Source organism: Novosphingobium barchaimii LL02 (genome assembly GCF_001046635.1).
In the GTDB taxonomy this organism is placed as follows: Bacteria; Pseudomonadota; Alphaproteobacteria; order Sphingomonadales; family Sphingomonadaceae; genus Novosphingobium; species Novosphingobium barchaimii.
In genome coordinates this window covers 1-21,715 of the sequence record NZ_KQ130458.1, presented here as the reverse complement: position 1 = coordinate 21,715, position 21,715 = coordinate 1, and the positions used below count along the sequence as shown (strand labels likewise).

Genomic DNA, 21,715 nt, shown 5'->3' with positions numbered 1-21,715 from the left:
AGGCAAATTTATATCGCTCAGCGGTCATTATGCCGGCGATGTCGCAGGGATGGCCCATTCCGCTCCCCTCCCCGAAATCAACCGTGACACTTTGGCGCACATGGCCGGAACTCGGTAAAGTGTCACCTCCGTCATTTTCCGCCGTCCGACCCGGCGGCGCGGGCTGATATAGTTTTATATGGAGGCGGATTTGCGGGAACGGCCCTGAAATTGGGCCGTTGCAGAATAACAGTCATCAGAGGGTAATGAAGCGATGAAAATGGCCGCTCCCGCATTTCTCCTTGTCGCGCTGGCCGCATGCGCGCCATCCGATCAGGCCGATTCCGGCGATTCCACCTTCGCGCCCAGCAACACGACCGCCGGCACCGTGCCGGACGGCATTCCCGGCGAAGGCCCCGGCACCGCCATGACGGATGGAGAGACCAGCACGCGGGGCGCCGTTTCCGCCGCCGACAGTCCCACGGCGACGCAAGGGTCTTCGGGTGCATCCGCGGCGCAAAACGGGTCCGGGCGATAGGCCAGCCTATCGAAGCAGCGAAATCCTCGCCGCCAGGTCGTTGCGGATCGTGGTGGCGGCGACGCCGCCCTCACCCATGGCGTGGCTGATCTGGTCCAGGCCCTTGGCGACGTCGCCGGCGGCGTAAAGGCCCGGCACGCTCGTGCGCTGATGGTCGTCGACGACGAGGCAGCCGTCGTCCGTGGCTTCGGCGCCCAGCATCATCGCCAATTCCGACCGGATGATCGATCCAAGCGCGGGATAGGCCGTATCATAGGCTTCGGCCTCGTTCGGCGTCGGCACCAATATGCGCTCGCCCTCGATGCGGAGGGGTTCGCAAGGGCCGTTCACCAACGCGACGCCCGCCTCCTCCAGCCTTATCCTCTGGTCGGCGGACAGTTCATGATCTCCCTGGGGTGAAATCAAGCTGATGTCGGCCGAATAGGTGCGCAGGAACATCGCTTCGTTCGCGCCGCGCTCGCCCGTCCCGATGACGGCGATGCGCCGGTCCGTGGCTTCATATCCATCGCAGATCGGGCAATAGCGCAACAAGCCCTGCCGCAGCGCCGCATCGTGAATGTCGGGCGACATGGGCGGCGCGTTGTTCACCACGCCGGTCGCCAGCAGCACGCTGCGCGCCTGCCATGCCCCGGTCTCGACATGCGCCAGGAAAATGTCGCCGTCCTTCTCCAGCCCCGTGACCAGTCCTTCCGTCACCTCGCCGCCGAATTCCGCCGCCTGGCGACGCATCAGCGCGAGCAGTTCCCGGCCCGATATGCCGCCCGGATAGCCTGCATGATTGCGGGTATGCGGGATCAACGCGGCGCGGCTGTTGCCCGCGTCGACGATGGCGATCCTGAGATGGAAGCGGGCGAGATAAATGGCCGCCGTCAGGCCGGCTGGGCCTGCGCCCACCACCAGGCAATCCAGGGGCGCCGTCATTCCGCTATCGCCCGAACGAACGTCGCGCCGACAGCAGGCCAAGGAGCAGAACCCCGGCCGCCACGCCTGCGCCCACCGACAGAACCGCCCTCCGCCGTTCCGGCGCGGGCTTGCGAAAGCCGCCATCGATGCCGCCGTTGTCCCGAGGCGGATCGAACAGATTGCCCCGCGAGACCGGCGCGCGTTCCGCCGAGGCGAAGTAGCGCCCGAAGGCCAGATTCCCGATCCGGCTGAGCAGCGAGGGCGCAAGCGGATGGGCGAACCGCACGAACCAGGTCGGCGCCCCCAGCGGCACGCTGTCGCGGGGCCGGTCGGCCAGGCCGACGATGGCGGCCGCCACCCTCCTCGGGTCCAGCATGGGCGGTGGAGCGGTCAGCGCCTTGCCCGTATAATTGCCGGCATGGCGCAGCGCGGGCGTGTCGACGAAGGCCGGATAGACGTCGCAGATATGGATGTCCGGCCATTCCGTCATTTCGGCGCGCAGTGCCTCCGAAAAGCCGCGCAGGCCGAATTTGCTCGCTCCATAAGCGGCGGCATGGGGCGTGCCGGTCAATCCGCCGAGCGAGATCATGTTGACGAAGATCCCATGCCGCTGCGCCATGAAGATCGGGAGCACCGCATGGGCGTCATTCATATGGCCGATGAGGTTGGAGCGGATCGTCCGTTCGTGCGCCTCGATCGGGACGTCGACGAACTTGCCGACGGCCCCGACGCCGACATTGCTGAACCAGAGGTCGATCGATCCGCAAAAATCGCGCGCCGACTGGGCAAGTTGCCGCACCGCCTCCGCATCCGCGATGTCGAGCGGCACGGTCAGCACCTCCGCGCCGGCCCGTCGGCACCTTTCCGCCACGGCTTCCAGCGCCTCGCCATCCCGCGCCGCCAAAACCAGCTTTGCGCCCCGGCCCGCGAAAGCCTCCGCCGTGGCCTGGCCTATGCCGCTCGACGCGCCCGTGATGACGATATGCGTGCAGGGCGTTCGCGTGCTCCTGCGGCTCTTGTCCATGATCGCTCCTGTCCGCCTGTTCACCGATAAGCGCGAGGAGGGGATTCCCGTTCCTTGTCCCGGTTCCGAAAACAGATTTTCATTGCCATGGGTTAACCCGCTTCGCAAAGATGGCCGAGAAGAACGCTATGCGTTCCGGTTCAGGACCACCCATGAGCGAAGGCGGAAATGTCGTTGCGGCCCGGGATCGGAGGGACTGGCGGATGCGGTGTTCCGGGTGTAGGATGCCGCCATTGGCCATGAGGCGCATCCCTCATGCCGAGAGATGCTCGCCCGGAAGGCGCGCATGTCCCGACAGAGGACAGATCGGAATAAAGGGCTTCATGGCGTTCGGTCAGGAGAGCGCACCATGGCAATGGCTCACCCGTCCCAGGCGGCGTCCGCCGGGAAAGATATTTCCGTCCGCACCATCACGTTCGACGATCTGCGCATCGCCCTGCGCCAGGGCTGGGACGATTTCCTCGCCAAAAGGGGCGATCTGCTGTTCATCGGCTTCATCTATCCGATCATTGTCGCGCTGGCGATCATGTCCGCCAGCCAGATGTCGATCCTGCCGCTGATCTTCCCGCTGGTGGCGGGCGCGATCCTGCTGGGGCCAGCCTTCGCCAGCGGCTTCTACGAACTGGCGCGGCGGCGGGAGGCGGGGCTGGACGCGCGCTGGCGCCATTTCCTGGACGTGATCCGCAAGCCGGGCGGCTCCGCCCTGTTCGACCTGACCTGCGTGCTGGCGCTGCTGTTCATGGCGTGGATGGCGGCGGCCTGGTTCATCTATCATGCGACGCTGGAAAATGTGCCTGGGTCGACATCCTCCCCGGGCGCTTTCCTTTCGGCCCTGTTCGGCACGTCGCAGGGCTGGCGTATGATCGTGGTCGGCAATCTGGTCGGCTTCGGCTTCGCCCTGCTGACGCTGGCGGTCAGCGTCGTTTCCTTTCCCATGGCGGTCGACAAGCCGGTCAACTGGGGCGTCGCGGTGCGCACATCCTGCCGCGTGGCATGGCATAATCCGGTGACGGTCGCGGCCTGGGGCCTGATCGTGGTGGCGCTGCTGGTGCTGGGCGCCCTGCCCGCGCTGGTGGGGCTGGCGGTGGTGCTGCCCGTGCTGGGCTATGCGACCTGGCACCTTTATACCCGCGCCGTCGTCCGGTAAAGGCGGTCAGCCCTCGGCCATGTCGAGAGCGATGCCCAGCAAGGCGCGCAGCGTCGGCGCCTCGTCCGACCGGCGCCATGCCAGGCCGGTTTCCAGCAGGGGAGCGGGGCCGGCCAGCGGCAGGTAGCGCACGCTCGTCCGGGCAAGGTTGCGCAAGGACGCGGGGACCAGCGCCAATCCCATATCGGCGGACACCAGGCTGATGATCGTCTGCATCTGGATCGCCCGCTGGCGCACATGCGGCTCCCGCCCCCTGACCCGATAATGGTCGACGATCAGGTCGTGGAAGGTGGGCGAAACGTGGCGTGGGAAAAGCAGCAACGGCTGGTCGAGCCAGCTCTCTCCCGTCAGCCTGCCCTCCTCCACCAGCAGGCGGCCGTCCTTCGCCCAATTCTCCGGCACGGCGGCGACCAGCGGCTCGCGCAGCAACGGGCGATAATCGATGGCGGCGGGCAGGCCGGACGCGGGCGGGATCAGCAGGCCGGCGTCGGTCCGCCCTTCGACCAGCGCCTCCACTTGCACGTCGCTCGTCGCTTCCATCAGCGTCATGTCGACGTCGGGAAAGGCATTGGCATAGCGCCGCACCAGCGCGGGCAGGATGCTGTAGTCCGCCGAACTGACGAAGGAGAGGGCAAGCCGCCCGACCGTCCCCGCCCGCAGCCGCCGCGCCGCGGCAGCCAGGTCGGCCACCGCGCCGACGGCCGGCCGGACATGCTCCAGCCATTGCCGTCCAAAGGGGGTGAGCGCCACCTGCCGCTTGGTCCGGGTGAAGAGAGGCGCGCCCAGTTCGCGCTCCAGCGCCATGATGGATTGGCTGAGCGGCGGCTGGGTCATGCCCAGCCGTTCGGCGGCGCGGCCGAAATGCAGTTCCTCCGCCACGGCGAGGAAATGGTTGAGTTGGCGCAGATCCATGTCATTCATTCATCCTGCGACCTTATAGCGCGCCCGCAATATATTTCACAACCTGTCCGCAATGGCGTAAGGCGGGCCGGAGAGGAACCGAGGACAGACCCATGCCGCATTATCGTTCACGCACCAGCACCCACGGCCGCAACATGGCGGGCGCGCGCGGCCTCTGGCGCGCCACCGGCATGAAGGACGAGGATTTCGGCAAGCCCATCATCGCCATCGCCAACAGCTTCACCCAGTTCGTGCCGGGGCATGTGCACCTCAAAGATCTGGGCCAGCTTGTCGCGAGGGAGATCGAGGCGGCGGGCGGCGTCGCCAAGGAATTCAACACCATCGCGGTCGACGACGGCATCGCCATGGGCCATGACGGCATGCTCTATTCGCTGCCCAGCCGCGACTTGATCGCGGACAGCGTCGAATATATGGTGAACGCCCACACCGCCGACGCGCTGGTGTGCATCTCCAACTGCGACAAGATCACGCCCGGCATGCTGATGGCCGCGATGCGCCTCAACATCCCGACCATCTTCGTTTCGGGCGGTCCGATGGAGGCCGGCAAGACCGAGCTGCGCGGCAAGACCGTCGCGCTGGACCTGGTCGACGCCATGGTCGTCGCGGCCGACGACAGCTATACCGACGAGGAAGTGAAGGTCATCGAGCGGTCCGCCTGCCCGACCTGCGGTTCCTGCTCCGGCATGTTCACCGCCAATTCGATGAACTGCCTGACCGAAGCGCTGGGGCTGTCGCTGCCGGGCAACGGGTCGACGCTGGCCACCCATGCCGACCGCGAAAAGCTGTTCCTGGAGGCGGGCCGCACCATCGTCGACCTCGCCAAGCGCTGGTACGAGCAGGATGACGCGTCGGCCCTGCCCCGCAACATCGCCACCTTCGCCGCGTTTGAGAACGCGATGAGCCTGGACATCGCCATGGGCGGGTCGACCAACACGGTGCTTCACCTGCTCGCCGCCGCCTATGAGGGCGGGGTGGATTTCACCATGGCCGACATCGACCGTCTGTCACGGCGCGTTCCCTGCCTCTGCAAGGTCGCCCCGGCCAAGAATGACGTGCATATGGAGGACGTCCATCGCGCGGGCGGCATCATGGCGATCCTGGGCGAGCTGGAACGCGCCGGGCTGGTCGACGCGACCCTGCCGACCGTCCATGCGCCGACGCTGGGCGACGCGCTCAACCGCTGGGACATCGGCCGCACCAATAGCGAGGAGGTCCGCAACTTCTTCCGCGCCGCCCCCGGCGGCGTCCGCACCACCCAGGCGTTCAGCCAGAACGCCCGTTGGGAGGAACTGGACACCGACCGCGAGACCGGCGTGATCCGCAGCGCGGAGCACCCCTTCTCCAAGGATGGCGGGCTGGCCGTGCTGTTCGGCAATATCGCGCCGGAAGGCTGCATCGTGAAGACGGCCGGAGTGGACGAGTCCATCCTGACCTTCCACGGCACGGCCCGCGTCTATGAAAGCCAGGATGCGGCGGTCGCCGGCATCCTGGGCAATGAGGTGAAGGCGGGGGATGTCGTCGTCATCCGCTATGAAGGGCCGAAGGGCGGGCCGGGCATGCAGGAAATGCTCTATCCGACCAGCTATCTGAAGTCGAAGGGGCTGGGCAAGGCCTGCGCGCTCATCACCGACGGGCGCTTTTCCGGTGGCACGTCGGGCCTTTCCATCGGCCATGTGTCGCCCGAAGCGGCCGAGGGCGGGCTGATCGCGCTGGTCGCGACCGGCGACCCCATCCTCATCGACATTCCCAATCGCGTCATCAGGCTGGACCTGGACGACGCCGTCATCGCGGCCCGCAAGGCGGAGATGGAGGGACGCGGCGCGAAGGCGTGGAAGCCGCTCGGTCGCAAGCGCAATGTTTCCCCTGCCCTGCGGGCCTATGCGGCGCTTACCACCAATGCGGCGCGCGGCGCGGTGCGGGACGTGGGCCAGGTGGAAAAGGACTGATATTCAGCTTGCGCGCCGCATTCGACGATGCGGCGCGGCCTTGCCGATGCTCGCCCGCAGGCGATCAGTGGAGCAGGATATAGAGCGTGCCGGTCAACGCCAGGGCCGATGCGCTGCACAGGCTCAGCAACCCGACGCTGCATTGGCACATGCTGTAATGCATACGCTCCATAGCACTCTCCCCTGCCGCCGGGCTTATGCCGGTCGACCGGGCGATGATAACAGAGAATATCGCGCGGATCAAAGGTCAGGCGTCAGCCAGTCCCTGCAGTAATTTTTGCAGCGCAGCATGAAAATGCCGCCTGTCGGACGGCGTCAGGGCGTTCAAAAGCCTTGCCCCCAATTCCACCCGCAGGGGTTCCGTCACGGCCACCGCCGCCTCTCCGGCGGGCGTGATGGCAAGCCGCTTCACCCGCCGATCCTCCTTGTCCGGCACGCGCTGGATCAGCCCTTCGCGCTCCAGCCCGTCCAGCGCCTCCGTCACCGTGCGGGGCGCAAGGTTCATGATTTCGGCCACGTCGGCGGCGCGCGCCATTCCCATCTGCGCCTTAATGCACATCAAGGCTCTGTTGCAAAGATTGGCGGCAGTCAGAGGTAGGCTGTCGCTCTGCGCCGATCAGGCGGCTGCTGCGAAATGGTGGTTGAGCATGCCCATGGCCTCCGTCAGCGCCGAGGGCCCAATGCCAAAAGCTCTCTCCACAAGGCGCACCTCGCCCCTGATGCCGGGCTGCAGGCACCAGGGGCGAGCCTGTCCTTTGCGCAGGGCTCGCATGACTTCGAATCCCTTGATCGTGGCATAGGCCGTGGGGATCGATTTGAAACCGCGCACCGGCTTGATCAGTATCTTGAGCTTTCCGTGATCGGCCTCGATCACGTTATTGAGATACTTCACCTGCCGGTGGGCCGTCTCCCGGTCCAGCTTTCCTTCGCGCTTCAATTCGGTGATCGCTGCACCATAGCTCGGCGCTTTGTCGGTATTGAGCGTGGCAGGCTTTTCCCAGTGCTTCAGGCCTCGCAGGGCCTTGCCCAGGAACCGCTTCGCTGCCTTGGCGCTGCGGGTCGGCGACAGGTAGAAATCGATCGTGTCGCCCCGCTTGTCGACTGCCCGGTACAGGTAGGTCCACTTGCCCCGCACCTTGACGTAGGTTTCATCCAGGCGCCAGCTCGGATCAAAGCCACGCCGCCAGAACCAGCGCAGCCGCTTCTCCATCTCCGGGGCGTAGCACTGGACCCAGCGATAGATCGTCGTATGGTCGACCGAAATGCCGCGTTCCGCCAGCATTTCCTCAAGGTCGCGATAGCTGATCGGATAGCGACAATACCAGCGCACCGCCCACAGGATCACATCACCCTGGAAATGGCGCCACTTGAAATCCGTCATCGTTCCGTCCGTCCAATCTCCGCCAAGCATGCTCAAGCTTCACGATTTTTGCAACAGAGCCAGGCGGAAGACGCCTTCTATCAGCGGGCGACACAGCGCATCGAGGCATATGCCTTTGCCAACGACATCAACGAGCGGTTCCTGCTCGCCCAAACCCAGCGACTCCTCGCCTCGAGCCTGGCCACTGCCTATCGCCATTGGGGCGAAAGAAGCGGTTTCCTCACGCTCGACGAGGAGGACGATGCATCACCCCCTGGAGCGTTGCCAGGCCCGCTGATTAGCGCGCTTGGAGAAATCTGCGATGATCCCGCCGTTCTAGCGGGACTGGAAGCCGCCGATACCAAGCTTGCAAAGCTGCTCGATTGGCTATGCCAGTTGCGCGAGCGGGACCCCGATCAAAAGTTCATCGTCTTCTCGAGCTTTCGCCGCACGATCAGCTATCTCGCTGCGAAGCTCCAGGCTGCCGGCTTTGCGATCATGGAACTCCATGGCGGCGTCAAAGCTGACCGCCAGGAAATCGTCTCGCGTTTTGCCGACGCTCCCGCAGGCTCGATCCTGCTGACGTCCGAGGTCGGCGGTGAAGGCCTCGATCTTCAATTCTGTCGCATTCTGATCAATTGGGACCTGCCCTGGAATCCCATGAAGGTGGAGCAGCGGATCGGTCGTATCGACCGTATCGGGCAGCGATCGCCATCAATCGACATCATCAATCTGATCGCCGCTGAAACGATCGAAGAGCAGGTCTATGACCGGCTCTATCTGAGGCTGGGGATCATCCAGGAGACGCTGGGCGACTTCGAACCCATCCTGGGTGAGATCATCCGCGACATCGAATTCATCCTGACCAACCCCGAGCTTTCTCCAGAGGCACGGGCACGTGAATTCGATCGCTCTATCCAGGCTGCAGAGCAGAGGAAAATGCAGGCAGAGGAGCTTGAGCGGGAAGCCCCTGGACTGGTGGCGCATGGCGACAGCATTCTTCAGAAGGTCAAGGAAGCCTATGCGCCGCACAAGCGGCTGACCGAAAGCGACCTGCGCGATTATATCGCCGGCATTCTGGTCAATACGTTCGAGGGCACGCGCTTCGAACCGATCAACGGCATCGACATCGAAGCATATGACGTTCGCCTGTCGCCAAGAGCGCAGGCCGAATTTGGGCACTTTCGGAATCTGAAAGCCCGGCGCTACCCGACCCGCTTTTCTCGAGACGCCGCCAGCGGCGTGAAAGCCGTGTTCGGCAGCAACCCAGACCCGCTGCGCCATCGCAATCTGGAAGCCATTCCGATGACCCATCCGCTGGCGCGCTTTTGCGCCCAGCTCCTCGACGGTCGGCAGGTCGGTGTCGCGCCCCGGCCCGTAACCGCATATCGCGTGCCTCATCAGCCGCATTGGCCTCTGCCCGTAGGCCGATATGTCGTGGCAGTCGAGCGTTGGTCGATCGATGGCCTTTTGCCTGTCGATCGCCTAGCATTCGCTGGCGTCGACTTCGCCACCGGCACAAGCTTGGAAGAAGATGCCGTCGAGCAAGTGCTGATGGAATCGCTGGCCAGCGCCCCTCAGCTCCGACATCTCGAACCGGCCGATCTACCCCATGTCGCGGATGTGATGGCATCGCACCTTTTGCCGGCACTCAAGGAACGCCGAACCGACTTCGAAGGGGCGGAAGCCGCCCGGCACTATGACGACGTCGCCACCCAGCGCGCGCTCATCACGCAGCACAAGGAACGAGAGAAAAGCAGGGCCGAAACCCAGATCCGCGAATTGCGCGCCTCGGGCAGCGCCAAGAAAATGAACATCACATATGCCATACAGGGCAAGCTGAATGCCTTTCTCGCCCGGATGGATCTCAAGCTGGAGCAGATAAACCGTAAGGAAAATGACCTGAGCTTTGACGAGCCAATGCTCGTCGGTATCGCAGTGGTCGAGGTCGCGGAGGCCGGCGCATGAGCAAGAAAGGCAAGAGCTTCGCAAGCTTGGCTGATGCCGCTTCCGCCCTGATGGACCTGCGCACGAGCTTGGCCGGAACAAATGCCCCGTCCCGAAGCCCTGACCGAAAGCCCCCGGCAGCGGACGGCGATTTTGCCGATATCGAGCAACAAATGCTCGCGAAGCAGGCGGTAGGGCAAGGCGAATCGACGTCGTGTCCTCCTCTTTCAACTTTTCCGGCGCGGAACGGGGCAGGCCAACGAGCCTCCAAACTGGGGGCCAAAGCGCAGAAAGCAAAAAACAAGAAGGCCCAGCCACAACCCAAGTCCAAAGGCCCGAAGAAAATCATCCTCAAAGGCCCAGGGATGAAGGCCGCCTATCAGGCCATCCTGGAAGCCGAGCGGGCCGCCGCCGCTGTGAAGCAGCCTGCTCCAGTCGTAGCGGAGCCGGCCATTCCGAGGGACACAATATTCCGCAAGGTCATTGCGGCAGTGAGCAACACCACGCCAATGATCGAGCCACGTCCGGTTTCGATCACGCCCCAGAACCAGGCGATGATCAACCGCGCAATCGTTGATGGCGCGGCGCAGCTCGCGAAAAAGCTCCAGCCTGACCTCGACGACGGTTTCATCGTCGGCTTCGATTTCGGAACGAGTTCGGTCAAGCTCGCCGTGAGCCAGCCCTATCATGCGGATAACCCGACCAAGGCCATGCCCGCGTCTGAAGGCCTACAGTCCTTCGGGCATCCTTATCTTTGGCAGACTGCCTTGTGGCTTGACCCCAAAACTGGCCGTTTTTCGCTTTACCCCCTGCCTGGTGCGGTAACGCTCGAGGGCTTCAAAACCGGTATCATCGGAGCCCATGGGGGCGAGCTGGTGAGGCCCGACGTCAGCATCACCCGGGTCGAAGCGGCTGCCGCCTTTCTCGCCCTTCATTTCGCGCATTTCTTCGGATGGTACAGGCAGGCCAAGCCGCTCGGTCCGGCGGGTGCGGATCAGTTCATGGCCGTGAATGTCGGTATCCCCGTTGCCGCGCATGATGATGCGAGATCTTTCTCGATCTTCAAAAGGATCGTTGCCGCAGCTGTCGAGCTCGCCCCTTTTGCTTCGCGATTGACCCCAGATCTGGTGCGGCAGACACATTCTCGATCGCCGGACCGATTGCCGACAGGCTTTTACCTCGTGCCGGAATTGACCGCGGCAGTCGCGGGCTATGCGTTCGCGCCGACCTCCCAACCAGGCTCCCACATGCTTGTCGATGTTGGAGCATCGACTCTCGATATCGTCGCTTTCAATCTCGTGGGCCGCGAGCGTGTCGCGGTGTTCTCAGCCGCCGTCGAACTTCTCGGCGCCGCTGCGCTAGACAGCGCGCTTAGTCGCCAGCTGAGCGCAGGAGATTTCAAGCGCGCATGCGACCATGAATTCGAGGAGGTCTTTGGCCGGGCGCGCTCGCCTGAACGCGCTCAGGACGGCTTTCACGCCGCCTACCGCAGAAAGCCGGTCCAACTGCTCGTGACCGGTGGCGGCTGCAAAACAGAAGTCCATGACCGGTTCATCGCTGAAATGCCGACGGAAAGGGTGCTGGGCGCAGCCCCGACGATCCACCCGCTCCCGCCGAAGGCCATGACCGACATGTCATGTGATCGATCACGGCTGCTGCTCGCCTATGGCCTGACCCGCGATCTACCGGATCTTCCTGAGATCAAGCTGCCATCACAAGTGCCCTCCATCACGCCGCTGGTGCGAATGGAATCCAGCTTCGTCGGGCCGGAGATGACATGATGCTCGCGCACATTCTTTGCCGAGCCACTGCCTAGAACCACGCCAATATGATTGTGGAAGTATCAAAGTGGCATTCTCCAGCGTCAAAATAATGGAAAATGGGAACGAAGTGAGCGTAGCACTCGAATTATCTGAACAGGACGGCGATCCCTATTGGACGAAGACCGGCAGCTGGACGATGGGCCTCGACCCTCTTGGCCTCCAGGCGACGAGCATCAGGATTTACCAATCTCTGGTTCCGAACATCACGAACATCACCAATCGCCTCAGATATTATGCCTATTTCCCATGGTTGATTGAACTCTACGAAAAGAAGTGTAGCGCGACGATTACGGAGTCCGGTCGGCGTCAATTATGATGGCCGATAGGTGGCCGCGCCGGTTGGTGAATTCTGGCTACCATTTGCTGTTGCGGGGAGCAACCGTCGAGCGACAATTACGACGCTGGGTAATTGTCGCTGACGCTGGCCGGAAGCGAGGGTCTGAAGCGCATGGGATGGTTGGCATGTAATTGCCGCTGGCGACAATTACCCGTTGCCTCAGCAAGGGTGCTCCCGAGCGCGAAGCCAGCGACAATTATGATGGCCGGTCCGGGGCGCCATTCGGCGGGTCGTAATCGCCGGCGTTGATACGGGCGACGGCGGAACGTTTGCGGTAGCTTTCGCCGTTCATCTCGATGATGATCGAGTGGTGCACGAGGCGGTCGATCGCGGCGACAGTCATAGCGGGATCAGGGAAGACGTTGTCCCATGCCGAAAATGGCTGGTTGGCGGTAATGGCGAGCGAGTGGCGTTCGTAGCGGTGGGCGATGAGCTCGAACAAGGCGCTGGTCTCGACCTGGTCCTTGCGGACGTAGGACAGATCGTCGAGCACGATGAGATCGAACTTGTCGAGCTTGTCGAGCATGGCGGGTAGGCTGAGGTCGCGGCGCGCGGACTGGAGCTTCTGGACCATGTCGGTGGTGGAGCAGAACAGGACGCGCCGCCCCGTGTCGATGAGGGCATGACCAATGGCAGCAACTGCGTGCGTCTTGCCGGTCCCGCTCTGGCCGAACAGCAGCAGGTTGCCGCCGCTCTCGATCCAGTCGTCACCGGCGGCGAGGGACAAGAGGTGCGGTTTGCGGATGCCGGGGGCTGCGTCGAAATCGAAGGTGGCGAAGGTCTTGCCTGCGGGCAAGCCGGACTGGTCGCGATGGCGCTGGATGCGCCGGGAGGAGCGATCGGCCATCTCGATCTCGAGAAGCGAGGCCAGCAGGTTGGCGGCCGGCCAGCCATCGCGATCGGCGGTGTCGGTGAGGCGCTTCCAGTTGCGGTTGATACTCGGCAGGCGCAAGGCCTTGAGCAGGGTAGGCAGCACGGCGGCGGCCTGGTCCTTGGTGCGGGTCATCAGTACACCTCCCCGCTGGCGATCAAGCTGTTGTAGCTGTGCAGATCGGGAGGCGGGATAGTGACATCGCGCTGCGATCTTGCGGTTGGCAGGAACTCGTCCCTGAGCGCATCGACATCGGGCAAGCGCCCTCTGTCGAGTGCCTCATCGATCCGCCGGGCCAGCACGTCGACACAGTCGCCCCTGGCGGCGATATCGAGCAGCGCGACGGCATCGCGGCAGGCCTGCCGTCCATCGAGTTGGGCATCGAAGGCTTGCCAGGCCCGCCGGTAGGCGTGATCGGGGAACAGGGCTTCGCGGTAGACGAGGTTGCGCAGCGCACCAGGCTTGCGGCGCAGGTTACCGATCATGTGCCGGAAATCGATGCTGTGCCCCCGGTGGGGATGGCTGATCCGCACACGCGGCGTGGACATTACCCTGTCCGGACCGAGGAAGAGCTCAATGCGATCGTCAAAGAGATGCGCGTTGAGGCGCCGTCCGACGAGGCGGGAAGGCACCGAATAGGTAACCCGATCGATGGCGACGGTGCCGTTGCGGGTGACATCGACGGTGACCATGGCGAAATCGGTGGTTCGCCTTGCGGGCAGCGCCTTGAGTACCCTGCGTTCTGCATCGATGTGCGCAGCATGCCGCCGGTTCTGTCTGGCGACCTGCGCCTCAACGAACTCGCGCCAGGCCTCGATGCTGACGAAATCGCGGCTTCCCCGCCGGCGTAAGGCCTGATCGAGCCGTCGCTTGAGATGGGCATGGGGACCTTCGATCGATCCGTTCTCGTGCGCCTCGCCGCGGTTGTTGCGGGTAGCGAGCATGCCGTAATGACGGCACAGCTCGTCATAGCTTCGGGTAAAATCCCGCTGCGCATCGGCGTCGAGGTTTTTGTAGGCGGCTGACAGGGAATCGCTGCGGTGTTCGGCCGGCGCGCCGCCCAGCTTCCACAAGGCATCCTGCAGGTGCTCCGAAAGGGCGGCAAAGCTCTCCCCGCCCAGCACGACAGCCGCATGCTCCCAGCCACTCGCCGCCAAGCGGAAGTGGTAAAGGCGATAGGCCAGGGTCTCGCCGGCAACGGTGACCTTGAGACTGTCGCATACCGTGAAATCCGACAGGCCCTGCCGACCGGGCTCATGATGCTGCGGGAAGAAGATCTCCTTCTCGCCGCCGTGCAGTGCCCGCCAGCGGGCGATCCGGCGTTCAAGTGTTCGTCGTATCGCATCGGGAACAGCATCCTCGCCGAACTCGTCCTGGAGCGTCTCGAAGACCGTGACGGCAATGATACCGTCGATCTGGAGCAACTCCTCGACGCGTGGCCAGAATGGCTCGAGCGGATCGGCGCGGGTGCGCCAGTGGCGCTCCTTCTTCTTCTGGGACGGAAGCTGCGGATCGTTCTCGATCCGGCGTGCGCTGCGCTCGCTGATACCGGCCTTGGCAGCCGCGACGGCCTGGGTGTGTTGGCGACGATGGGTCATGAAGAGAAATACCTGCTGATCGGAAATGTGGTGGCCCGGCATCGCAAACCCATCGCTCGTTGTTCGATGAGTGTTCCGATACCACCGCCCGCCACAGCCCCGATCAGCCCCCCCGAAAGAAGGGGAAAAAGATCGCCACCGGTTGTCTGGTCCGCTCTCCGGTCGGGGCTACGCCCCTCCCTACGATCAGCCCAGACAACCGATCCTACCGGCCATCATAGTTGCCGCTCAACCGGCCATCGTAGTTGTCGCCACGCAAAGAAGCACCACTCGGATGATCCAGCCCGCTTTGCCCGCTTCATGAGACGGGGCGAGGCGCTTTACGCGCTCGCGACGGTTATCAATGATATGGACGGCAGCGATGGATTGGGCGGAGCAAATTGGGCCAACCAGCAGCGCGACGTAGCGCGCAGCAATGGCATCGACTTCAGGCCGTTCACCGACGACCGAACATCCGAGAAAACCTATCTGCAAGCGGCGCGGGGGAACTATGGGGCGGCTTATGCGCCCACTTTGACCGAAATGGGCTGGCTCACCGCATCTTCCGTGCCGGTCACCCAGGGTCAGGGCCAGCTGGTTTCTGCCGCTTTTGCAGGTTCGATCGGTCCGATAGCAGATGAGATCGAGACCGTCCTGCTTTCTGGAACAGCGACATCGCAGCAGCTCCAAAACATTGGTGCGGCCATCCACCCTGCACACATTCCGCACGGTTCGCCCGAACAGGCCGCGTTGCGCGACTTTCTGCTCGGGCAAGGAGACCAATCCAAGGCGAGTTTAGCGCGCCGGGCGTCTATCTGGCTCGTGCTCGACCTCTATCGCAACGGCATCGAGCCTGGCGACATCAACGGGTTGCGCCAAGCGCTTTACACGCGCGCACTTCCAAACGGGCAACCGTATCAGCCCCCGGGCAAGACCGTCGACCGATGGCGCGCCTATCAAGCCAATGAATATGGACATATTGCCCTGGAGTGCGCCCTCAATGGCCTGATAGGCCTACAATGCGAGAGCTACACCAACGGCATCGAACCACGACAACTCGTCGCCAAACTGGTGGATGAGGCGATCCCGCAGAACACATCAACCTGGTCGGATTGGGCGGACGCTCTGGTCGGGCTCGCCGACAATGACGAGGCGCTTCACGCCGAAGTCGTCCTTGAAAATTTGAGGTCGGGCTTGCAGCCAACACCGGGGACACTACTCGATGCATTCAAGCTGCTCGGCATCCTCTGGGCGAAATGGGCCGAGAACGAGGGAAATGTCCGACCTATCATCGCCGCCGTAGCCGGGCGTGACGGTCGGTCGCTGGACGGCATTTTGCGCACGCTCGATACGGCACGACAGGAGCCCGTTCAGCAAGCGATCGCCGCTGTTCTGTTCAGGCATATTATCATCGATCATCAGATCATCGCCGGCCGCAAGCTTTCGGCGGCGGGCACCTTCACCTATCATTTCCTGGTTGAAGACGGACTGCTGAGCGAAGGGCGGTTGGGGGAGTATGGCTACACCACGCCCCGGCTCTTCAATCTGACCCGGGTGCTGCGCGATGCGGGATACCTGCATGCCAGCGGCGTGACAGCGGACGGGGAGGCGTTCCTTGAACAGAATCAGCCTCTTTAAGGATCTGGCGCGGACCGGATTCCATACCTCGATCACAACGACCTACTCTGTAGACGCGGCATTCTATGATGGATCGCTCCATCATCGGCTGCGCAGCTATGGCTGCGACAACAACATCCTCATGGCCGATGCCAACATGCTGCAGCGCGCGATCGCGCAGACACCGGAATCCTTTGCGCGAGCGGGCTCAGCCTATGCCCTGCTGCCGATTTCCGTGCCCGGCGCCTTCCATCCGAAAGTCAGCATCCGCTTGGGCAGCGATGCCGGTTGCGTGATCATCGGTTCAGCCAATGCGACGGCAGCGGGTTGGGGACGCAACCGGGAGATCGTCGGTCAAATCGAATGGTGGCGCAAACGCGACGATGAGGATGCGAACGCCAGTCGCCAGCTGATCCGCAAGGCCTTCGACTATGTCGCGCCCTGGTTGAAGGACGCTGGACTTGAAGCGATGAAGCGCAAGCTTGATCTGATCGAACGCGATGCGGCCTGGCTGTTTGAGATAGACGCCAATGACGCGCCGCTCGCGCTAGGCGATGGCTCGTTTGTCGATTTGCTGTGCGAAGCCGGAAAAGGCGAGGCTGGCATCCTCATGCGCCTCGCTGGGCTTGTCGGCACCGTGCCCGTAACCCGGCTCATCGTCATGTCCCCTTACTGGGACGCAAATCTCGACGGGTTGCTCGGCCTGATCGATGCCATGCGCCCCCAGGAAATCATTATCGCGCTCAGCGCCCACCGGCCCCAATTCCCACTCGATGGCTTGCCGCTCATACCCGATGCCCGGTTCGCAAGCATCTTTGATGGTAATGACCGCGCGCGCTTCATCCATGCCAAGGCTTTGCTCATCCAGACCGAGCACTGGGATCATCTCGTTTATGGTAGCGCGAATTGCTCAGATGATGCCCTTGGCCTCGCCGACAAAGCGGCCCGCAACGCGGAGTGTTCGATCTATCGCCGGCTCAAGGCGGGCACCGGCCTAGGCGCTCTGGGTCTGGATATTTCGGTGCCGATTGATCGTAAGCATCTATATCCGCAAGCCAAGCAACTGACCGATACCCAGTCCGACGCGGGCATCCCTCCTGGCACGTTGGAAGCCGCCGGCAACACCATCCGATGGACACCCTCGAACCGCATTACGGAGCCGGAGGGTGCCACCCTCGTCATAGCAGAGGGTGAATTTCCATTCCATCCGACCCGCAGCCGTGGCCGGTCAGTCGAGCTACCCAGTAAGCCCCGCCCTCCTCTAATCGCGCGGGTGCGATTGGCCGATGGAACGCTAACCAGCGCCGTCATCGTCAACGATGAGGTCAGCTTGACCCATGCCGCACCTGGCATGGGCGACAAGCGCCTGCGCTCAGCCTTTGCGAAGGTCGAACTGGAGGATGGCGACTTTCTTGAACTGGCAAATCTGGCCGCCATCATATTTTCCGAGACGCCGCAGGGCCGACGAAAAGCGGTGACACCTGCCACGTCGGCGGGACAGGCACGAACGAAGAGCAGCGGCAGCGATGCCGAGCACGAGGTCTATGATTATGATAGCCCGGAAGCTTTCCGAACGGCCATGGCAGCAAATGTCCCGGCGACGGGCGACAGCGGGCGGCTCAATTTTGATGATCCGGACGCAGTCAACCTCCTCAGGATCATCTTGCGTGGGATCAACCTGCCCCAGCAAGAAGAGGGTGATGATGCCGACGACGATACGCTCTACACCGACGAGATGCCGCAAAGCGACGATGATCCCGGCCCGGATCATGGCAACCGCTTAGAGGATCCATCGGGTAGCGAAGACGGCAATCCACCTCCGCGAGAGCCACGGGTTTACCGCCGCGATGAAGCCGAGAGGCAAAGCCTCGACATTTTGAAGGCTCTGGATAGCTTCGAGGCCTATATTGCCCGCCTGGCCAGCGAAGAGACGCCTCCACCACGCAAACTCACGGCCGAAATCTGTTTCATCCTTCGGTTGATGGTCGAGGCCTGCCGCCGTCCCCTCCAGATCAAGGATGGCGATCAGCGCGACGAGCTCTTCGCGCTCGACCTCGTTCCCAAACAGCACGATCGTGAACGTGCCTTCGTCGTTCGCGCCGGGCGCATCCTTCAACGGTTGTGGCTGGGCAGCCGATCGGAAGCAGCGCTGCTATCCCGTATCTCTATCGGGCAGCATCAAACCGAGCTGCCCTATGACTGTTTCGCTCTGATCGTATTGAGCCGTTGGGCCCTTGCCCGCTCGGTAATGGCGGCCGATGGCAGCAAGCAAACCCAGCTTGCGGCATTCGTGACCCGCAGCACGGTCGCCATCTGGAAAACCACCCAGAACTGGCCCTCGCTTGACGGCAGCGCCGAACAGGATTTCGTCCGCAAGCTGGACGGTGCGCTTGGCATTGATCCAGAAGAAACCGAGCGTCTGCTGGGTCATTACAGCCAGCTTAGCCAGCAGATCCAAACAGGCTGAAGGCGTGTCGTCACCTACGGGTGGCGATCGCGGAGGCCAAGTTGATCACCCGTCCGGACTGACCGTTCCGGATCACGACGGCATCTGGGACACTTGAAGCGCGCCGCCTCATCTGATTTCAGCGACAGACTATGTACGATCCAACATCGATCCTCGCCCAATTGCTGGGGACGGCGCCCGCCCGCCTTGAGACGGTTCCGCAGGGCCAGGGCATATACGCGCTCTACGATCATGAAGGCCATGCGCGCTACATCGGCATTACCGCCAAATGCCTGAACGACCGGATCTTCAAGCGCCATGTGGGCGGTGATAACAACAGCCACAAATTTTCGACCGTCTACAATGCTGGCCGGATGTTTCACGCTCGCAAGGCAGCGGCCTCCTGCCCGAGGGATGGCAAAATCGCCAAGGAATTGCGCCGTCTCTTCGTCAGGGAACATTGCCGTGCGGTAGCGATTGCGCTTCCTGGCCTTTCTCGGGCGGAGCTGCTTTCGCTTGAAGCCAATGTCCTGGCAGCGGCGCCTGCAGATGCGAAGCGTTGGAATGATGCCCGCGTGCTCAGCGCCGCTGAGCCTATAGATCAGCTCAATGCCTTTCTGGCGACGATTGAATGGCCGCCTGAAAAGCACTTGGCCGTCAATCGGCAGGCAGAGCGTTGGCAATCTCTTGCGCGTTAGGCGGGAACCGCGCGGCAGGGATCGTCACCCGAATGGGCGTGCGCCGTTGTGGCGCGAAGAAGAAAGGAGTGTTCGAATGAACTGAGCTTATTGGCATAGCTCATGCCTGACCGACTTACCGGGGCCGGTGATGAATCGGCTGAGACCCCGAAAGGGGGACGGGACCATAGCATGTCGGGGTAGGGATCGAAGTTGGGCGCCGCAGCCTGACAGCTGACCAGCAGGCAAGATGCGCATGGTGAAGACTGGATTGTCTGAATCCCAGTTTCCAACGACCACTAGGTAGGTGACGGTGAACGCGGCTGACACATCGTCTCGAGCGGAGCGAGGAGCACGTCCCAGTGAATCGCTGCCAATCCGTTCGGCGTGGCCCCTGTCAGGGGACTAAGGAAACGAACGGGGCACCTAACCGCATCGCGACTCCTCACTCGCGCAACTGCGGGATCGCCTAAACAGGACGGCTCGCCGGACCTGCATGGCGACGGAGCCGTCATAGTAGTCAAACGCCCGGTGTAATGGCCGGGACAGCCGCCGCGAGGCGGACGGGGTAGCGGTATAAGCGGGAGCGATCCTTGTCGAAATCCGCTGCGTCCGGGCGAAGGACGGCAGTTCTGTAACTCGATGGATCAATGGAAAGGGACTGCTGATGCAGACCGCTACTATCCTGAGACGGATCGAGAAGCTTCCGGCCCTGTCGCGGGCGGGCAAGCGGATCAATGGTCTCAACCGCCTCATGCGGTCCCGCTGCTTATATGAGCGGGCCTATGACAGAGTATCCCGGAATCGGGGTGCGATGACGCCGGGAGTGGACGGACAGACCTTCGACGGCATGACGCTGGCGAGGCTCGACCGTCTGGTTCAAAGCGTGGCGGAAGGCCGTTACCGCCCTCGTCCAGTGCGACGGGTCTATATCCCCAAGGGCAATGGTAAGATGCGCCCATTGGGTATCCCAACGGCGGATGATCGCATCGTTCAGGAGGCGGCGAGGATGGTCCTCGCGGCGATCTATGAACCTGTGTTCTCGAAACACAGCCATGGGTTCCGCGCGGGTCACTCCTGTCACACGGCTCTCGAAGAGATCCGTAAAACCTGGACGGGCGTAAAATGGCTGATCGAGGTGGATGTCCGCGGGTTCTTCGACAACATCGACCATGACATCCTGCTCGGCCTCTTGGCCCGGCGGATCGATGATCCAGTGTTCATCGATCTGATCGGGACAATGCTTAAAGCCGGGTGCATGGACGACTGGAAGTTCGAACGGACTTATAGCGGCACCCCACAGGGCGGGGTTATCTCGCCCCTGCTCGCCAATATCTATCTCCATGAACTTGATGAGTTCATGGAGTCGATGCGGCGGGGCTTCGACAAAGGCGACAGACGGCGGGCGAACCCCGCGTATGTTGCCTGCTCTCAGCAAATCGCCGCTCTCCGCAAGGAGATCGATGCAGTCCGTGCCGATGGTGCGGGCGATGGCGAGGTTCGCGTCCGATTGGCGCTAATCGAAGCTGTCAAACAGGATCGGCGGAAACTCTCTTCCGTCGATGACATGGACCCCAACTTCCGCCGCCTGCGGTATTGTCGCTATGCTGACGACTTCCTCGTTGGCGTGATCGGCAGCAAGGCGGACGCTGTCCGGATCATGGCCGATATACAGCGCTTTCTCGCTGATCGGCTCAATCTGGCGGTGTCACCGGAGAAAACCGGGGTTCGCGATGCATCGAAGGGATCGCCGTTCCTTGGCTTCCATGTATGCGCCTTCACGTTGCGCTCCGCCGGAACAATGGCGGGGCGGCAAAAGACCGGCGGTGGAACGCGTAGCGTTCTTCGTCGGCCGACGCGAGGGAATATCAAGCTGTGGGTGCCACGGGATCGGGTCTATGCGTTCTGCAGGCGCAAAAAGCTCGGCAACCTCGACATGAGGAATGGTCGGGTGCGCCCGCAGCTCATGGAATCCAGTGTGCCGGAGATCATCGTAGCCTACAACTCGGAGTTCCGAGGCTTCGCGAACTACTACGCGATCGCCGATGGCGTGAAAGCGTCACTCGACAAGTTGGAACTGGTCATGCTCAGGAGCCTCTTCGCGACTGTGGCATGCCGGCGACGCTCGACGAGGCGGCAGGCCGAGGAATATCTGAAGATGGGGTCGGACCACGGGATTACGACCGTGGTCCGGGGCGAGCCGCGCGTTCATAAGGTGTGGAAACTGAAGCATCTGATCGTGAAGACGTGGGATAACCCCATCGTCGACACCATCACGGTAGGCTCTCGCCTTGCGCAGAGTCCGAACGATCTGGTCACGCGTCTTAGTGCCGAGCAATGCGAGGCATGTGGCGATACCGATGGTCCGTTCGAGATGCATCATCCCAATCGCTTGAAGGACAAGCGGCGCGACCAACTGACGCCTTGGGTGCAATCGGCACGACGGCGCAGGACAATCGTCCTGTGCCGAAAGTGTCACGTTGCCCATCATGGCGGCCGGATGCCCAGCGGAATGGAGAGCCGTGTGCATTGAAAGGTGCAAGCACGGTTCGGGGGGAGGCGCTGGGGCGTCCTCGAAAGAGGCGTCTCGCGTCTACCCTAC

The 21,715-nt window shown here is 62.8% G+C and carries 17 protein-coding genes; 10 read left to right on the top strand and 7 right to left on the bottom strand.

Annotation, left to right across the window (positions count from 1 at the left end; translation table 11 throughout):
• Positions 1–253 precede the first annotated feature (253 nt).
• Positions 254–517: a hypothetical protein gene (locus V474_RS20625; RefSeq protein ID WP_059153294.1), complete on the top strand. Its 264-nt coding sequence runs from the start codon at positions 254–256 to the stop codon at positions 515–517.
• 6 nt (positions 518–523) lie between these two features.
• On the opposite strand, the gene V474_RS20620 is transcribed toward V474_RS20625, so the two are convergent.
• On the bottom strand, positions 524–1,438 hold the full coding sequence (locus V474_RS20620) for an NAD(P)/FAD-dependent oxidoreductase (RefSeq protein ID WP_059153293.1): 915 nt from the start codon (positions 1,436–1,438) through the stop codon (positions 524–526).
• A 4-nt stretch (positions 1,439–1,442) separates the two neighbouring features.
• Positions 1,443–2,444 carry an SDR family oxidoreductase gene (locus V474_RS20615; protein ID WP_059153292.1) on the bottom strand — a complete coding sequence of 334 codons (1,002 nt, stop codon included), beginning with the start codon at positions 2,442–2,444 and terminating at the stop codon, positions 1,443–1,445.
• A 349-nt stretch (positions 2,445–2,793) separates the two neighbouring features.
• On the opposite strand from V474_RS20615, the gene V474_RS20610 reads away from it, so the two are divergent.
• Entirely contained in the window at positions 2,794–3,591 is a 798-nt protein-coding gene (locus V474_RS20610; protein ID WP_007688037.1) for a DUF2189 domain-containing protein, read from the top strand.
• Positions 3,592–3,597: 6 nt separating this feature from the next.
• On the opposite strand, the gene V474_RS20605 is transcribed toward V474_RS20610, so the two are convergent.
• The gene (locus V474_RS20605) at positions 3,598–4,503 is read right to left on the bottom strand and encodes a LysR family transcriptional regulator (RefSeq protein ID WP_059153291.1); all 906 of its coding nucleotides are present in this window, start codon (positions 4,501–4,503) and stop codon (positions 3,598–3,600) included.
• Between the two features lie 101 nt (positions 4,504–4,604).
• Between V474_RS20605 and ilvD the strand changes: the two genes are divergently transcribed.
• Positions 4,605–6,458 carry a dihydroxy-acid dehydratase gene (ilvD, locus tag V474_RS20600; RefSeq protein ID WP_007688035.1) on the top strand — a complete coding sequence of 618 codons (1,854 nt, stop codon included), beginning with the start codon at positions 4,605–4,607 and terminating at the stop codon, positions 6,456–6,458.
• A 247-nt stretch (positions 6,459–6,705) separates the two neighbouring features.
• Here the strand turns inward: ilvD and V474_RS20590 are convergent, their stop codons facing one another.
• On the bottom strand, positions 6,706–6,993 hold the full coding sequence (locus V474_RS20590; RefSeq protein ID WP_236711369.1) for a MarR family winged helix-turn-helix transcriptional regulator: 288 nt from the start codon (positions 6,991–6,993) through the stop codon (positions 6,706–6,708).
• A gap of 81 nt (positions 6,994–7,074) precedes the next feature.
• On the bottom strand, positions 7,075–7,839 hold the full coding sequence (locus V474_RS20585) for an IS6-like element IS6100 family transposase (RefSeq protein WP_001389365.1): 765 nt from the start codon (positions 7,837–7,839) through the stop codon (positions 7,075–7,077).
• On the opposite strand from V474_RS20585, the gene V474_RS20580 reads away from it, so the two are divergent.
• The 3 genes from V474_RS20580 to V474_RS20570 all read left to right on the top strand — a co-directional run bounded on the left by V474_RS20580 (position 7,816) and on the right by V474_RS20570 (position 11,904).
• Positions 7,816–9,786: a helicase-related protein gene (locus tag V474_RS20580; RefSeq protein ID WP_236711368.1), complete on the top strand. Its 1,971-nt coding sequence runs from the start codon at positions 7,816–7,818 to the stop codon at positions 9,784–9,786. The genes V474_RS20585 and V474_RS20580 overlap by 24 nt on opposite strands.
• Positions 9,783–11,546, top strand: a complete 1,764-nt coding sequence (locus V474_RS20575; RefSeq protein ID WP_007682682.1) for a hypothetical protein — start codon at positions 9,783–9,785, stop codon at positions 11,544–11,546. The genes V474_RS20580 and V474_RS20575 overlap by 4 nt, the downstream gene beginning before the upstream one ends.
• Positions 11,547–11,613: 67 nt before the next feature.
• On the top strand, positions 11,614–11,904 hold the full coding sequence (locus V474_RS20570; protein WP_236711367.1) for a hypothetical protein: 291 nt from the start codon (positions 11,614–11,616) through the stop codon (positions 11,902–11,904).
• 217 nt (positions 11,905–12,121) lie between these two features.
• Here the strand turns inward: V474_RS20570 and istB are convergent, their stop codons facing one another.
• Positions 12,122–12,931, bottom strand: a complete 810-nt coding sequence (gene istB / locus V474_RS20565) for an IS21-like element helper ATPase IstB (protein ID WP_009823666.1) — start codon at positions 12,929–12,931, stop codon at positions 12,122–12,124.
• Positions 12,931–14,436, bottom strand: a complete 1,506-nt coding sequence (istA, locus tag V474_RS20560; RefSeq protein ID WP_009823667.1) for an IS21 family transposase — start codon at positions 14,434–14,436, stop codon at positions 12,931–12,933. Before istA ends, istB begins: the two co-directional genes overlap by 1 nt.
• 258 nt (positions 14,437–14,694) lie before the next feature.
• Here istA and V474_RS20555 point away from each other — a divergent pair, with 258 nt between their 5' ends.
• The 4 genes from V474_RS20555 to V474_RS20540 all read left to right on the top strand — a co-directional run bounded on the left by V474_RS20555 (position 14,695) and on the right by V474_RS20540 (position 21,646).
• Positions 14,695–16,011, top strand: a complete 1,317-nt coding sequence (locus V474_RS20555) for a hypothetical protein (RefSeq protein ID WP_236711366.1) — start codon at positions 14,695–14,697, stop codon at positions 16,009–16,011.
• The gene (locus tag V474_RS20550) at positions 15,989–18,457 is read left to right on the top strand and encodes a phospholipase D-like domain-containing protein (RefSeq protein ID WP_007682678.1); all 2,469 of its coding nucleotides are present in this window, start codon (positions 15,989–15,991) and stop codon (positions 18,455–18,457) included. The genes V474_RS20555 and V474_RS20550 overlap by 23 nt, the downstream gene beginning before the upstream one ends.
• Positions 18,458–18,588: 131 nt before the next feature.
• Positions 18,589–19,134 carry a hypothetical protein gene (locus tag V474_RS20545; RefSeq protein WP_007682677.1) on the top strand — a complete coding sequence of 182 codons (546 nt, stop codon included), beginning with the start codon at positions 18,589–18,591 and terminating at the stop codon, positions 19,132–19,134.
• Between the two features lie 646 nt (positions 19,135–19,780).
• Entirely contained in the window at positions 19,781–21,646 is a 1,866-nt protein-coding gene (locus V474_RS20540; RefSeq protein WP_059153288.1) for a reverse transcriptase/maturase family protein, read from the top strand.
• Positions 21,647–21,715 lie beyond the last annotated feature (69 nt).

Excerpts from the sequence above, each read along its gene's own strand:
- V474_RS20585 (WP_001389365.1), bottom strand. The coding sequence starts at position 7,839 with ATGACGGATTTCAAGTGGCGCCATTTCCAGGGTGATGTGATCCTGTGG.
- V474_RS20580 (WP_236711368.1), top strand. The coding sequence starts at position 7,816 with ATGGCGCCACTTGAAATCCGTCATCGTTCCGTCCGTCCAATCTCCGCC.
- V474_RS20540 (WP_059153288.1), top strand. The coding sequence starts at position 19,781 with ATGCAGACCGCTACTATCCTGAGACGGATCGAGAAGCTTCCGGCCCTG.
- V474_RS20605 (WP_059153291.1), bottom strand. The coding sequence starts at position 4,503 with ATGGATCTGCGCCAACTCAACCATTTCCTCGCCGTGGCGGAGGAACTG.
- istA (WP_009823667.1), bottom strand. The coding sequence starts at position 14,436 with ATGCCGGGCCACCACATTTCCGATCAGCAGGTATTTCTCTTCATGACC.
- V474_RS20620 (WP_059153293.1), bottom strand. The coding sequence starts at position 1,438 with ATGACGGCGCCCCTGGATTGCCTGGTGGTGGGCGCAGGCCCAGCCGGC.
- V474_RS20575 (WP_007682682.1), top strand. The coding sequence starts at position 9,783 with ATGAGCAAGAAAGGCAAGAGCTTCGCAAGCTTGGCTGATGCCGCTTCC.
- V474_RS20615 (WP_059153292.1), bottom strand. The coding sequence starts at position 2,444 with ATGGACAAGAGCCGCAGGAGCACGCGAACGCCCTGCACGCATATCGTC.
- V474_RS20545 (WP_007682677.1), top strand. The coding sequence starts at position 18,589 with ATGTACGATCCAACATCGATCCTCGCCCAATTGCTGGGGACGGCGCCC.
- V474_RS20555 (WP_236711366.1), top strand. The coding sequence starts at position 14,695 with ATGAGACGGGGCGAGGCGCTTTACGCGCTCGCGACGGTTATCAATGAT.
- V474_RS20610 (WP_007688037.1), top strand. The coding sequence starts at position 2,794 with ATGGCAATGGCTCACCCGTCCCAGGCGGCGTCCGCCGGGAAAGATATT.
- V474_RS20590 (WP_236711369.1), bottom strand. The coding sequence starts at position 6,993 with ATGGCGCGCGCCGCCGACGTGGCCGAAATCATGAACCTTGCGCCCCGC.
- istB (WP_009823666.1), bottom strand. The coding sequence starts at position 12,931 with ATGACCCGCACCAAGGACCAGGCCGCCGCCGTGCTGCCTACCCTGCTC.
- ilvD (WP_007688035.1), top strand. The coding sequence starts at position 4,605 with ATGCCGCATTATCGTTCACGCACCAGCACCCACGGCCGCAACATGGCG.
- V474_RS20625 (WP_059153294.1), top strand. The coding sequence starts at position 254 with ATGAAAATGGCCGCTCCCGCATTTCTCCTTGTCGCGCTGGCCGCATGC.